This is a genomic window from Streptomyces sp. CBMA152 (assembly GCF_014596475.1).
GTDB lineage: Bacteria > Actinomycetota > Actinomycetes > Streptomycetales > Streptomycetaceae > Streptomyces.
Map to the genome: position 1 here is coordinate 468,557 of NZ_MECJ01000033.1, position 14,277 is coordinate 482,833.

Consider the following 14,277-nt stretch of genomic DNA (forward strand, 5'->3'; position numbering starts at 1 on the left):
CTGCTGTACGAAGCCCTGCATCCCGTGGTCCTAGACCCCGGGACGCAGGGCTTTTTGCTGAGGTCACCCCTGGCTGCGGTTGATCATTCCTGCTGTTAGCCTGCACTTGCACATCAGTCGCAATAAGCAGTCGGAGGGGCTTCGGACATGGCCATTTACACGCTTCCTGAACTTCCGTACGACTACGCCGCGCTCGAACCCGTCATCAGCCCGGAGATCATCGAGCTGCACCACGACAAGCACCACGCGGCGTATGTGAAGGGCGCGAACGACACCCTGGAGCAGCTCGCGGAGGCCCGCGACAAGGACGCCTGGGGGGCGGTCAACGGCCTGGAGAAGAACCTCGCGTTCCACCTCTCCGGCCACATCCTGCACTCGATCTACTGGCACAACATGACCGGCGACGGCGGTGGCGAGCCGCTGGACAAGGACGGCGTGGGCGAGCTGGCGGACGCGATCGCCGAATCCTTCGGCTCCTTCGCCAAGTTCAAGGCCCAGCTGACCAAGGCGTCGGCGACGACGCAGGGTTCGGGGTGGGGTGTCCTCGCGTACGAGCCGGTCAGCGGGCGGCTGATCGTGGAGCAGATCTACGACCACCAGGGGAATGTCGGGCAGGGGTCGACGCCGATTCTGGTCTTCGACGCGTGGGAGCACGCGTTCTATCTTCAGTACCGGAATCAGAAGGTCGATTTCATCGAGGCGATGTGGCGGGTCGTGAACTGGCAGGACGTGGCTGCGCGTTACGCCGCAGCGAAGGCTTCGGGGAGCTTGCTGCTCGCCCCGTAGGCCCCCCTTTACGTCCTGCTCGTGATCGTCTTCTCAACCTTCGCGTGCGGGCGGATATACGAATGGCCCCCTGCGAGGACGTGACTCGTGGGGGGCCGTTCGCATGGACGTGGTGCTTTGACTGCGGGCCGTCTTGGGCTGGTCGCGCAGTTCCCCGCGCCCCTGTAGGGCACCCGGGATTGCTTGGTTGCGCCCGTGCGGCGGAGCCGCTGTAGGGCACCCGGGGGCCTTTAGGTCGCTCTAGTCGAAGATCGGGCCCTGCGTCCTCGTGCGCTTGATCTCGTAGAAGCCCGGGGTCGATGCCACCAGGAGCGTGCCGTCCCACAGGCGGGCCGCTGCCTCGCCCTTCGGGGCCGGGGTGACCACCGGGCCGAAGAAGGCGATCTGGTCGCCGTTGGCGTCGGGGACCGCGATGACCGGGGTGCCGACGTCCTGGCCGACCTTGTCTATGCCCTCCTTGTGGGAGGCGCGCAGCTGGGCGTCGAACTCGAAGGTGTCGGGGTCGGCGTCCGCGTAGTCGGCGAGCTCGGCGGGGAGGCCGGCCTCTTCCAGGGCTGCGACCAGGACCTCGCGGCCGGAGCCAAGGGCCTGGTTGTGGAAGCGGGTGCCGAGCGCCGTGTACAGCTTGCCGAGGACCTCGGAGCCGAACTTCTCCTGCGCGGCGATCACCACACGCACCGGGCCCCACGCCTTGGTGGTCAGGAACTCGCGGTAGTTCTCGGGCAGCTCGTCCAGCTTGTTCTCGTTGAGGACGGCGAGGCTCATCACATGCCAGCGGACCTCGACGTCCCGGACCTTCTCGACCTCCAGCATCCAGCGGGACGTCATCCAGGCCCACGGACACATCGGGTCGAACCAGAAGTCGACGGGGGTCTTCCCGGTCTGGGACGCGGTCTCGGACATGTCACTCCTCGTGCGGGGATGCTGGAAACGGTGGGACGGGTTCCGGCGGCGCACGCCGGTGCCCTTTCCCGTGGGTCGCAACGTCGGCGGGCGCCCGGCGCATTCCCACGTGTCCCGCCGTGGGTGGACGTGGCAGGATCGTCGCATTCGAACGAGACACGAAGGAGTGCCCGTGCCCGGTGAGAATCTGTCCCGCGACGAGGCCCGTGAGCGGGCCGAGCTGTTGTCCGTCGACGGGTACGACGTCGCCCTCGACCTGCGGTCCGCGGTCGGGGACGCCCCGGACGGGCCGAGGACCTTCCGCTCGGTGACGACGATCCGGTTCCGCTGCGCGCGGCCGGGTGCCGAGTCGTTCGCCGATCTGATCGCGCCGTCGGTGAACTCCGTCACCCTCAACGGCAAGCCGCTGGACGCCGCCACCGTCTTCGACGGCACCCGGATCGCGCTGGCGGAGCTGGCCGCCGAGAACGTGCTGGTCGTGGACGCGAACTGCGCGTACAGCCGGACCGGCGAAGGCATGCACCGCTTCGTCGACCCGGAGGACGGCGAGGTCTACCTCTACACCCAGTACGAGCCGGCCGACTCCCGGCGGGTGTTCGCGAACTTCGAGCAGCCTGATCTGAAGGCGCCCTACCGCTTCGAGGCGCAGGCGCCCGAGGGCTGGACCGTGTGGTCCAACGGCGAGGGCACCCAGGGCGAGGACGGGGTCTGGCGGTTCGCCGAGACCAAGCCGATCTCCACGTACATCACCTGTGTCGTGGCCGGTCCGTACCACTATGTGACCGACACCTACACCCGTACGTTCGACGACGGGACCACGCTGGAGATCCCGCTCGGCGCCATGTGCCGCAAGGGTCTGGCCCGGCACTTCGACGCGGACGACGTGTTCCTCGTCACCAAGCAGGGCTTCGACTTCTTCCACGACCAGTTCGACTACCCGTACCCGTTCGGCAAGTACGACCAGGCCTTCGTGCCGGAGTACAACCTCGGGGCGATGGAGAACCCGGGGCTGGTGACCTTCCGCGAGGAGTTCATCTTCCGCGGCAAGGTGACGCAGGCCGCCTACGAGCGGCGCGCCAACGTCATCCTGCACGAGATGGCGCACATGTGGTTCGGCGACCTCGTCACCATGCAGTGGTGGGACGACCTGTGGCTGAAGGAGTCGTTCGCCGACTTCATGGGCAGCTTCTCGCAGGTGGAGGCGACGCGGTTCACCAACGGCTGGATCACCTTCGCCAACGGCCGCAAGTCCTGGGCGTACCGCGCCGACCAGCTGCCGTCCACCCACCCGGTCACGGCCGACATCCGTGACCTGGAGGACGCCAAGCTCAACTTCGACGGCATCACGTACGCCAAGGGGGCCTCGGTCCTCAAGCAGCTGGTGGCGTACGTGGGACGGGACGCGTTCCTGGAGGGCGCCCGCCGCTACTTCAAGCGCCACGCGTACGGGAACACGCGCCTGGGCGATCTGCTCTCGGTCCTCGAAGAGGTCTCCGGCCGCGACATGGCGACCTGGTCGCAGTCCTGGCTGCAGACCGCCGGGGTCAACTCCCTTACGCCCGTGGCCACTTACGACGCCGGTGACCGGATCACGGAGCTCGCCGTGGTCCAGGAGTTCGCCGAGGGCTACCCGACGCTGCGCCCGCACCGCGTCGCCGTCGGCCTCTACCGCTCCGAGGCGGGCGCGCTCGTCCGGTACGCGCGCGCCGAGGTCGACGTGGAGGGCCCGCGCACCGTGGTCGCGGAGCTGGCCGGGGCCGAGCGGCCCGAGCTGATCCTCGTCAACGACGACGACCTCACGTACTGCAAGATCCGCTTCGACGCCGACTCGCTCGCCACGCTGCGCGCGAACCTCGGCGACATCACCGACCCGCTGGCGCGCGCCCTGTGCTGGTCGGCGCTGTGGAACCTGACGCGGGACGCGCTCATGCCCGCCCGGGACTTCATCGAGCTGGTGCTCGCCCACTCCGGGCGCGAGAGCGACATCGGCGTGCTCCAGATGCTGCACTCCTGGGCCCGCTCGGCGCAGACGTACTACGCGGCGCCCGAGTGGCGCGAGCAGGGCGGGCGGCTGCTCGCCGAGGGCGCGCTGCGCGAGCTGCGGATCGCGGAGCCGGGCAGCGAGTCCCAGCTGGCCTGGGCCCGGTTCTTCGCCTCCACGGCGACCGACGGCGCCCACTTCCAGCTGCTGGAGGGGCTGCTCGCGGGCACCGCGAAGATCGACGGGCTCGACGTGGACCAGGAGCTGCGCTGGACGTTCCTGGAGCCGCTGGCCGCCGACGGCCGCGCCGACGAGCAGGCGATCGCCGCCGAGCTCGCCCGCGACGACACCGCCTCCGGCAAGCGCCACCAGGTCCGCTGCCTGGCGGCCCGGCCGTCCGAGGCGGTCAAGGCGCAGGCGTGGGCGCAGGTCGTGGAGTCCGACGCGCTCTCCAACGCGCTGGTGGAGGCGACCATCTCCGGCTTCGGCCAGCCCTCGCAGCGCCCGCTGACCGCTCCGTACGCCGCGAAGTACTTCGAGGTGATCGAGCGGGTCTGGGCCGAGCGCTCCATCCAGATCGGCATGGACATCGTGAAGGGCCTCTTCCCGGGCCTTCAGGACAACAGCTCGACTCTCGACGCCACGGACGAATGGCTCGCCGGCCACCAGGACGCGGCCCCGGCGCTGCGCCGCCTGGTCGTCGAGGCCCGTGACGACCTGGCCCGCACCCTGCGCGGCCAGGACTGCGACGCGGCGGCCGCCGCGCTCTGACACCGGTGAGGGGGCCCGGCGACGGGCCCCCTGATCGGCACTCGAACGCCCGTACTTTAGGACGGGGTTGTCCGGAATTGTCGACGGGCTTGTAACAGCGGTTAAGGGGCGGTCCGGGCGCGGGAAACCCCGGTGCATGAACCACAACACCCCGACCTTCGGCGGCGAGACCCCCTCCCCGCTCTCCCCCCGCCCCCTCAGCCACCTCACCGACGTCCAGCGCCGGGTGCTCTCCTCGACGCAGCTGCGGGCGCACGGCGTCTCGGCCTCCCGCGCCGCAGCCCAGTGCCGCCCCGGCGGCCCCTGGCAGCAACTGCTGCCCGGCGTCTATGTGTTGCACCCGGGACCGCCGACCAGCGACGAGCGGCTGCACGCGGCCCTGCTGTACGCGGGCCGTCCCGCCGAGCGCGCCCGGTCCGTCCCGGCCCAGGGCAAGGCGCACGCGGCGCCCCCCGACGCCATCGTCACCGGGCTCGCGGCGCTGACCCTGCACGGGTTCTCCTCCGCTCCCCCGCTGATCTCGCTCGACCGGATCGACATCCTGGTCCCGCGCACCCGGCGGCTGCGCTCAACCGGCTGCGTCCGCCTGGTGCGGGCACATGTGATGCCGCTCGCCGAACCCGTCACCGGGGTGCCGGTGGCGCCCGTACCGAGGGCGCTCGCGGACGCGGTCGCCCAGCTGACCGACGCGCACGCCGTACGCAGGCTGCTCACCGAGGCCGTACGGGGCGGGCACTGCGAACCGGCCGCGATCGTAAGGGAGTTGACCCAGGCACGCCTGCTGAGCCGGGCGCATGTGGTGGACGCCGTGGACTCACTGCTGGCGGAGGGCCGTTCCATCGCCGAGGCCCGGCTCTACGAGATGGTGCGCGTGCACGGACTGCCGGACCCGCTGTGGAACGTGGATCTGCGGCTGCCGGGCGGCCCGCACATCGGCGGCGTGGACGCCTACTGGCCGGACCAGGCGGTCGCGGTGGAGCTCGACACCCGGGCGCCGCGCCACGACCGGGGCCAGGACGACGCGCTGTGGTGCGAGTACACCCAGAAGCGCGAGACGCTGGAGCGGCTCGGCATCACCGTCGTCCACATCACGCCCCGCAAGCTGCGCGACGCGATGGAGCAGCAGGCGACGGTGGTCCGCACCGCCCTGATGGCGTCGGCGGACCGTGAACCGGCCGCGTACGTGGTGGTGCTCCCCCGCTGAACAGGGGAGCACCACAGGGTCACTTGACGGTCTTGGCCGCCGGTGTGGTGCCGCAGAACTCGGCGAGCACGACCGCCACGGAGTCGCCGGACCAGTCGCCGTTGAAGTTGAACGCCAGCGAGTGGCGCCCGTCCTTCGTCGTGAGGGCCACCGACGACGAACCGTGGATCCCGCCGTCATGGCCCCAGACCTCGGTGCCGCAGGGCAGCTTGTTCCTCATCAGGCCCAGACCGTAACCGCTGTCGGCGGACCCGGAGCCCAGCGGGACGGTGGTCGTCATCTCCTTCAACTGGCGCTGCGGCAGCAGCTTTCCGGTCAGCAGGGCCCGGTAGAAGCGGTTGAGATCGCCGGAGTTCGAGATCACCTCGCCGGCCGAGCTCGCGATGGACGGGTTGAGCTCGGTGACGTCGTAGGTGGGGCCGGTCGTCTCCCGGGCCAGCTTGGAGTACGCGCGGCCGCTGGGCTTCGGCATCCGGGCGTCCGTACCCGGCAGCGTGGTGGACCGCAGGTGCAGCGGGCCGAGGATCCGGTGGTCGATCTCGCTCGCGTAGGAGTGGCCGGTCGCCTTCTGGATCACCATTCCGGCCAGGACGAAGTTGGTGTTGGAGTAGTGCCAGGAGGTGCCCGGCGCGAAGTCCGGCTTGTGGGCCATGGCGATGGCGACGAGCTGCTGGGGCGCGTACGTGTCGTAGCGGTGCTTGAGGAACTCCGGCCCGAAGACCTTGGTCTGGAAGTCCTTGTCCTCGGTGTAGTTGAAGATGCCGCTGGTGTGGCTGAGCAGTTGGCGCAAAGTGATCTTCGTGCCGTCGTGGCCGTTGCCCTCGACGACGCCGGGCAGCCAGTGGTCGACGGTGTCGTCGAGGCTCAGTTTGCCCTCGGCCTCCAGCTGGAGCATGACGGTGGCCACGAACGTCTTGGTGATCGAGCCGACCCGGAACCGGTCCGGGGCCTGCCGCTCGCGGCCGGTGGTGAGGTCCGCGACGCCGGAGTCACCGCTCCAGGTGCGGCCGTCGTGCTGCGCGACCCCGACGACGCCGGGGACGCCGTCGTGCACGGCCGCGTCCATCGCCTGCTGGGTCGCCGTGTGCGAGGCGGCGCCCGCCTCGTGGGCCGAGGCGGGCGCCATGAGGACGGTCGTGGATACCCCCGTCGCCACGACCGCCCCCAGCACGACCGTCCTGATCCGTCGCCCCGTACGAACCGACATCTGCGTCTCCCTCCACCTGCGGCGCCATGATCGGGCGCCGTCGGTGGAGGGAGACGCAGATGTCGGGCGGGAGTTGCCCGGGACTTCGACGGTTGAGCGGCTTTCGGCCGTTCGGGGCCGGTCAGTTCGGCGGGTTGGCGGGCGAGTACCCGGGCGCCGACCAGCGCAGCGGGCTGGCGCCGTCCGACTGCACCACGTGCTCGACGGTGAAGCCGGTGATCCGCTCACCCGCCGTGTAGGTGGTGTGCGCCGTGCCGGAGAGCTGGAGCGTGGTGCCGTGCGTCCAGTCGACGAACAGCAGCCCGGCGCGCGGGTCGGCCTCCAGGTTGCCGAGCGTCATATACATGTTGTTGCCGGGGAAGTCGCGCCACTCCAGTGCGTGGGGTGAAGTCGCCTGTACGAAGCCGGGGTTGCCGCCCCGATGGCTGGCGTCCACGCCGTCGGGGGCGGTGGTGGCGATGAAGAAGGTGTCGGCGGTACGGATGAACTCCTGTTGGTCGGGAGTGAGTTGGATGCCGCTCCGGACGACACCTGGCCGATTCTCGTCGTACGCCTCGATCTCGCGGTGCTGAAGGTATTTCGGGCAGTTGGAGAAGACCTGCTCGGCCACGACGGCGAAGCCGCGCGGGGTCGCGCGGGCCGTGCCGTTGAGCCGCATCCGGCGCCGGGTGCGCGGGTCGAGCGCGATCGTGCCGACGGGGACGTCCTCGCCCGCGAGCGCACCGGCGAGGGGGTCGCCCTCGCGCGGGCCGCCCGCGACCGCGATCCGATGCGGCCCGGTGGCCCGGGCGAACCCGGGGTCCCCGGTGAGCAGCGAGGCCCACATCCGGCCGGCCGGGTCCGCCGCCCCGAGCACCAGCATCGGCTGGACCTCCAGGAAGGCGGCGGCGACCGGGCGGATGCCGGGGCCTATGGAGCGGCCGACGTGGTCGGCGAGCTCACGGACACCGAGGCGGTCCTGCACGGCCCGGGCCCCGGGGTGGAATGCGGTCTGTGTCGTCACGGCGTACGCACCTTCGTCGGTCGAGCCGGTGATTCAGTCGGCGATTAGAAGAAGCCGCAGGTGGGAGCGGTCGCCACCGGCGCCTCGGCGCCCTCGCCCGCGGTGGGCGCGGCGATCTCCAGGCGGATGCCGTCGGGGTCGCGGAAGAAGATGCCGCCGGAGGCCGAGCCCTCGCCGTGGGCGACGACGCCCTCGTACACGAACTCCACGTCGGCCGCGAGCAGTCCGCTCTCGTACGCCTTGACCTCGTCGAGGGTGTCGACGCGGAAGGCGAGGTGGTGCAGCCCGGCGCGGCCCGGCGCGTAGTCGCCCTCGGCCTGCTGCCAGAGCGTGAGGGTCAGCTGCCTCTCCCGGCCGAGCAGCGCGTAGCGGCGGCCCTCCTCCTTGCCCTCGTGCAGCAGCTCGAAGGCGAGGAGGTCGCGGTAGAAGGCGAGCGAGCGGTCGAGGTCGGTCACATTGAGGCCGACGTGGGCGGTGCGGAACGTACTGGTCGCCGTCATGGCGTTCCCTCCCGAGGCGTTCTAACCTGTCAATGTGATGTTAGAGGTTAGGTGCGAACCGCGCAACCGGTCACGTAACCTTCAGTGGTTAGTGGCGACCGAACGGCACGCCCCACCCGCCCCGCCACACCCGCCGTACGAGAGGAGCCGGACATGTCCGCGCCCGACCCGCGTCCGCTCACCGGAGAGCCCGTCTCCCTCGACCTGGTGAACACGCACTGGAACCGCGAGGGCGTCCGCCAGGACCTGCTCACCGGCACCGAAGGGCTCGCCATCTGGCTGGCCACCAACGGGCTGGATCGGCGGTTCGCCGCCGACGAGGCGACGCTCGGGCCGCTGCTGCGGGCCCGGGACGCGCTGGAGCGGGCCGTGGCGAGCCCGGGCGACCCGGCGGCGCTCGCGCTCGTCGACGAGATCCTGGAACACGGCCGCATTCGCGCCACACTCACCCCACAAGGCCCGGGAGAGCGCGCGGAGTTCGCCGATCCGGCGTGGGGGGCCGCCTGGACGGCCGCGCGGGACTACCTCGATCTGCTGCGGACCGCGCCCGACCGCATCCGCAAGTGCGCGCACGACGCGTGCGTCCTGCACTTCTTCGACACCTCGCGCAACGGCACCCGCCGCTGGTGCTCGATGGCCGCGTGCGGCAACCGCGCGAAGGCGTCCCGTCACTACGCCCGTACGCGCGAGAGCTGATTCGCCCTGATTGACACCGCCTTGCGCCCGATGGCGTATGGCGGGATTCCGCCATGTCCGATTCCGGCAACGGTCAACTCTCCACAAAGACCTGTCATATACGAAATGCTCAGCGGTCATCCGGCCCCGTATTCCGGACCCTTTCTGACCATTAGGGATGCTGATGACCTCCGAATCGCCGCGCGCCATACCCGGCGCGAGACGTACGGCCCAGATAGCGGCCGCGGCCGGCATGGTGGCCGCGCTCGTCGCCGCGGGCGCCGCGCCCGTCTTCGCCTCGGGCCAGAACGGCCCGACGCCCGCCCCCGTGAAGTCCACGCCCGTCAAGTCCCCCGCGGACAAGCTCGGCGCGGTCGGCCAGCAGCGCCTCGCCGAGGCCGAGGCCAAGGGCGAGAAGAGCGTCACCGTCATGGTGGCGACCGCCCCCGGCGCCACCGGCGCCGTCACCCACCAGCTCGGCTCCGTCTCCGGCGCCACCGTCGGCAAGACCGACGACAAGCTGGGTTACGTACGGGCCACCCTGCCCACCGGCAGCGCGGACTCCGCCCTGAAGGCGGCCGCGAAGCTGCCCTCCGTCCACGGGATCGACCTCAAGCAGGAGATCCAGCTGGACGACCCGACCCCGGTCGGCGACAACCCCAAGGGCACCAAGTCCCTGCGCAGCGCCTCCGCGCAGCCCGCACCGGGCAAGAACACCCCGGCGAAGAACCCGTACAACCCGTCCTTCGAGACGGGCGCGGTCGACTTCGTCAAGCAGCACCCCAAGGCGGACGGCCGGGGCATCACCATCGGCGTCCTGGACTCGGGCGTGGACCTGGGCCACCCGGCGCTGCAGAAGACCACCACCGGCGAGCGCAAGATCGTCGACTGGGTCACCTCGACCGACCCGGTGGCCGACAACGACGGCACCTGGCGGCGGATGAACACCCCGGTCTCCGGGTCGACGTTCACCTACGCGGGCCGCACCTGGAAGGCGCCGGCCGGCTCGTACGAGATCAGCATGTTCTCGGAGGCGGTCACCAAGGGCGGCGACGCCAAGGGCGACCTGAACCGGGACGGCGACACCACCGACAGCTGGGGCGTGCTCTACGACCCGGTCGCCGGGACCGTGCGCGTCGACCTCAACAACAACGGCGACTTCACCGACGACGAGCCGATGAAGCCGTACAAGGACGGCTTCCAGGTCGGCTACTTCGGCGAGGACAAGACCGACCCGGTCACGGGCGCCAGCAAGCGGATCCCGTTCACCGTCGAGATCCGCAAGGACGTGAAGTACGACGCGGCCGGGCACACCTCGGACTACGTCAACATCGGCGTCATCGAGTCCGAGCACGGCACCCACGTCGCGGGCATCACCGCGGCCAACGGGCTGTTCGGCGGCAAGATGAACGGCGCCGCCCCCGGCGCCAAGATCGTCTCCTCGCGGGCCTGCAACTGGTCCGGCGGCTGCACCAACATCGCGCTGACCGAGGGCATGATCGACCTGGTCACCAACCGCCACGTCGACATCGTCAACATGTCGATCGGCGGCCTGCCGGCGCTCAACGACGGCAACAACGCGCGCGCCGAGCTCTACAAGCGCCTGATCGACACCTACGGCGTCCAGCTGGTCATCTCGGCCGGCAACGAGGGCCCCGGTGTGAACACGATCGGCGACCCGGGCCTCGCGGACCACGTCATCTCCGTCGGCGCCACCATCTCCCAGCAGACCTGGGCGTCCAACTACGGCTCGGCCGTGTCGAAGAAGTACGACATGATGCCGTTCTCCTCGCGCGGCCCGCGTGAGGACGGCGGCTTCACGCCGACCCTGTCGGCGCCGGGTGCCGCGATCAACACCACCCAGACCTGGCTGCCGGGCTCCCCGGTCAAGGAGTCGGGCTACTCGCTGCCGGCCGGCTACTCGATGCTCCAGGGCACCTCGATGGCCTCGCCGCAGGCGACGGGAGCGGCGGCCCTGCTGCTCTCGGCCGCCAAGCAGCAGCACATCGACCTGGCCCCGGCGGATCTGCGCACCGCGCTGACCTCGACGGCCAAGCACATCAAGGGTGTTCAGGCCTACGCCGAGGGCGCGGGCCTGATCGACATCGTCGACGCCTGGGGCATGATCAAGGACGGCGCGAAGGACTCCGGCGGGCTCGCCCACGAGTACACCGTCAAGGCGCCGGTGAAGACCGCGCTCGACTTCGCGCTGAAGACGCCGGGCTTCGGCACCGGCATCTACGACCGCGAGGGCGGCCTGAAGGTCGGCGAGAAGCGGACGTACGACGTCACGATCACCCGCACCACGGGCCCGGACAAGGCCGTCAAGCACAAGCTGTCGTTCAAGAACGACGACGGCACGTTCAAGGTCCTCGGCTCCCGCGAGGTCGCGCTGCCGCTGGCCACGCCCGTCACCGTCAAGGTGCAGGCGCAGCCGAAGTCGGCGGGCGTGCACAGCGCCATCCTGGAGGTCGACGACAAGGCCACCAAGGGCGTCGACCAGCAGATCCTCGCCACGGTGATCGTCTCCAAGCCGCTGGCGAAGCCGTCGTACGCGTTCACCGACTCGTCCTCGGTGCAGCGCAACAGCACCAAGTCGTACTTCGTGACCGTCCCGGCGGGCGCCAAGTCGCTTGAGCTCTCCATGGGCGCGCTGCGCTCGGGCAGCCAGACCCGGTTCATCGCGCTCGACCCGTACGGGGTGCCGGCCGAGGACACCGGGACGCCCAACTGCTACCCGAACTACGACAACCCGGCCAACACCTGCCGCCCGGACCTGCGTTCGTACGCGAACCCGACGGCCGGTGTCTGGGAGATCGAGGTCGAGTCGCGCCGTACGTCGCCGTACCTCGACAACCCGTACAAGCTCGATGTCGCGCTGCTCGGCGCCGAGTTCGCCCCGGCGGTGCAGACGCTGCCCGAGGCGAAGATCGGCACCGCGGCGCCGGTCAGCTGGAAGGTCACCAACGGGTTCGGCGTCCTCGACGGCCGTCTCCAGGGCGGCTCGCTGGGCTCCGCGAAGGTCGCCAAGCCGACCATCAAGCAGGGTGACGTCCAGAGCACCACGGTGACCCTCGGCGAGGGCGTGGAGCGCCTGGACGTGGCCATCGGCGGCACCTCGGACACCGGGGCCGACCTCGACCTCGCGGTCCTCAAGGACGGCGTGCAGGTCGCGACCTCGGCGGGCTCCACCTCCGAGGAGCACGTCAGCATCGCCAAGCCGGCCGCCGGCACGTACACCATCCAGGTCGCCGGCTACTCGGTCCCGTCCGGGTCGACGACGTACAACTACCGCGATGTGTACTTCGCTCCGTCGCTCGGCACCGTCAAGGTCGACGGCACCACGCCCGTCAAGCTCGCCAACGGCGCCTCGGCGACGGTCGGCGCGCAGGTGCTGGTGGGCGGGGCGGCCCCCGAGGGCCGTCAGTTCTTCGGCGAGGTCAAGCTGGTCAACGCGCGCGGCACCGCCGCGGGCACCGGCAGCGTCGTGATCGAGAAGGTCACGCCGTAACCGGCTGAGCATGTGTGAGGGCCCGGCGTTCGGTGAACGCCGGGCCCGTTCGCGTACTGCTTCAGTTCTTCAGGGAGCTGAGGTCCTGCGCGTACGTGCCGACCGCGTGCGCGATCACGTCGATGTTGAGGTCGAAGTACTTGCGGTCGATGTTCTTCAACGTGTCCCCGGCCGCGTGGTAGTTGGGGTCGAAGGCCTCACCGGCCTTGCCGCCCCACTTCGCCGCCTGCTCGGGCGTCTTGATCTCCTCGGCGCCGGTGTAGGTGCCGCCCGCCGGGATGCCGACCTCGATGAACGGGCCGTAGTCGGAGCGGCCGTCGAAGTCGTACCCCTCGTGCTGGACATGGCGCTTGTCGAGGTAGCCGTTGATCAGGCTTTCGATCTGCGCCGAGCCCGCCGGGCCCGCGCCCGCGCCCTTCTTGTCGGAGTCGTCGCCGTCGTAGACGAGCTGGGCGGCGTTCGGCGAGGCGATCATGTCGAAGTTGAGGTACAGCTTGATCTGCCGCTTCTGTGCGTCGGTGAGCGACTTCACGTAGTGGTCGGAGCCGAGCAGGCCCAGCTCCTCCGCCGACCACCAGGCGAACCGCACCTTGTTGGCGGTGGGCTTCGGGTGCTTCTTGGTCTGCTTGGTCTCCTTGGCGAGCTTGAGGGCGACTTCGAGGAGCCCGGCCGAGCCGGAGCCGTTGTCGTTGATGCCGGGGCCCGCCGGGACCGAGTCGAGGTGGCTGCCGAGGGCCACGACGTTGTCCGGGTCGCCGCCCTTGGTCTCGGCGATGACATTGCGCGTCTTGTGCGCGACCGCCTCGGTGGCGACGTCCAGGGTGACGGTGACCTCGCCCTTGGCGACCTGTGCGGCCAGCGCCTCGCCGTCGGCCAGCGAGATGCCGGTGGCGGGGATGTGCGCGTTGCCGGGCTCGCCGACCGAGCCGTGGGCGGGCTCGGTGCCGGAGTGGTTGTAGAGGATGATCCCGGCGGCGCCCGCCTGCGCCGCGACGGCCTCCTTCTGCTGGAAGGTGCAGCTGCCGCGCTTGACCAGGGCGATCTTGCCGGTGAAGGTGCCCGACGTGTAGTCGTCGAGCTCGCAGCCGGGGGTGGCGTCCACGCGGGCGGCCTTGACCTGGGCGGTGAGGCCACCGGCCGGGCTCGCCTTGCTGAACTTGAAGGCGGCGGTCTTCAGCTCACGCGGCTGGGGAGAGACGACGGTCAGCTTCTCGCGCAGCGCCTTGGACTCATAGATGTCGAAGTCCTGGTACTTCACGTCGTACCCGGCGTTCTTCAGCCGGCCGTAGACGTACGCGGCCGACGCGTCGTAGCCGGGCGTGCCCGCCGCGCGGTTGCCGCCGTTGGCGTCGGCGATCTTCTGGAACTGCTCCAGATGGCGGTAGGCGCTCTCCCCCGACGCCTGTGCGACCAGCTTGCGCGCCAGGCGGTCGGCCTGGCGGTGCGGATCGGGATGGCCGTGGGAACGGGCGACGGCCGGGGTGGCGGCCGTCAGAAGTACGGGGGCGGCGGCCAGGACCGCTATGGCCCGGCTGCGACGGGATGCGCGCACGGAAGATCCTCCGGAATGCGGGGGGTGATGACCGGTAATCGATCGGTACGGCAGGACCGTAACCAGCGAATCGTCCGTCGCAGGGCATTTCGGGGCGGATGCAACAGACCTGCCATGAGCTCGTCACAAGTGGGCAGCCGTCCCACAGCCCGGACAATGGATTGGACAAGTCGGCCGTGGGCCG

The 14,277-nt window shown here is 70.2% G+C and carries 10 protein-coding genes; 5 read left to right on the forward strand and 5 right to left on the reverse strand.

The features are described from left to right. Positions 1 to 147 precede the first annotated feature (147 nt). Positions 148 to 786: a superoxide dismutase gene (locus BG418_RS35125; RefSeq protein ID WP_188278103.1), complete on the forward strand. Its 639-nt coding sequence runs from the start codon at positions 148 to 150 to the stop codon at positions 784 to 786. A 240-nt stretch (positions 787 to 1,026) separates the two neighbouring features. On the opposite strand, the gene BG418_RS35130 is transcribed toward BG418_RS35125, so the two are convergent. Continuing rightward, positions 1,027 to 1,689, reverse strand: coding sequence for a DsbA family protein (locus BG418_RS35130; RefSeq protein WP_188278104.1), 663 nt, complete (start codon positions 1,687 to 1,689; stop codon positions 1,027 to 1,029). Between the two features lie 172 nt (positions 1,690 to 1,861). Between BG418_RS35130 and pepN the strand changes: the two genes are divergently transcribed. Next, positions 1,862 to 4,441: an aminopeptidase N gene (gene pepN / locus BG418_RS35135; protein ID WP_188278105.1), complete on the forward strand. Its 2,580-nt coding sequence runs from the start codon at positions 1,862 to 1,864 to the stop codon at positions 4,439 to 4,441. A gap of 136 nt (positions 4,442 to 4,577) precedes the next feature. Further along, positions 4,578 to 5,645 (forward strand): hypothetical protein, encoded by a 1,068-nt coding sequence (locus tag BG418_RS35140; RefSeq protein WP_188278106.1) that lies wholly within the window; start codon positions 4,578 to 4,580, stop codon positions 5,643 to 5,645. A gap of 19 nt (positions 5,646 to 5,664) precedes the next feature. Here the strand turns inward: BG418_RS35140 and BG418_RS35145 are convergent, their stop codons facing one another. The 3 genes from BG418_RS35145 to BG418_RS35155 form a co-directional block, all read right to left on the reverse strand. Then, entirely contained in the window at positions 5,665 to 6,852 is a 1,188-nt protein-coding gene (locus BG418_RS35145; protein WP_188278107.1) for a serine hydrolase, read from the reverse strand. Between the two features lie 121 nt (positions 6,853 to 6,973). Then, positions 6,974 to 7,855 (reverse strand): pyridoxamine 5'-phosphate oxidase family protein, encoded by an 882-nt coding sequence (locus BG418_RS35150; protein WP_188278108.1) that lies wholly within the window; start codon positions 7,853 to 7,855, stop codon positions 6,974 to 6,976. A 44-nt stretch (positions 7,856 to 7,899) separates the two neighbouring features. After that, on the reverse strand, positions 7,900 to 8,355 hold the full coding sequence (locus BG418_RS35155) for a VOC family protein (RefSeq protein ID WP_188278109.1): 456 nt from the start codon (positions 8,353 to 8,355) through the stop codon (positions 7,900 to 7,902). A gap of 153 nt (positions 8,356 to 8,508) precedes the next feature. On the opposite strand from BG418_RS35155, the gene BG418_RS35160 reads away from it, so the two are divergent. Together BG418_RS35160 and BG418_RS35165 are read left to right on the forward strand one after the other, a co-directional pair. Beyond that, the gene (locus tag BG418_RS35160; protein ID WP_188278110.1) at positions 8,509 to 9,051 is read left to right on the forward strand and encodes a CGNR zinc finger domain-containing protein; all 543 of its coding nucleotides are present in this window, start codon (positions 8,509 to 8,511) and stop codon (positions 9,049 to 9,051) included. A gap of 157 nt (positions 9,052 to 9,208) precedes the next feature. After that, complete coding sequence (locus tag BG418_RS35165) at positions 9,209 to 12,541, forward strand: S8 family serine peptidase (protein ID WP_188278111.1); 3,333 nt, start codon at positions 9,209 to 9,211, stop codon at positions 12,539 to 12,541. A 61-nt stretch (positions 12,542 to 12,602) separates the two neighbouring features. On the opposite strand, the gene BG418_RS35170 is transcribed toward BG418_RS35165, so the two are convergent. Beyond that, entirely contained in the window at positions 12,603 to 14,093 is a 1,491-nt protein-coding gene (locus BG418_RS35170) for a M28 family peptidase (RefSeq protein WP_188278112.1), read from the reverse strand. Positions 14,094 to 14,277: the final 184 nt, after the last annotated feature.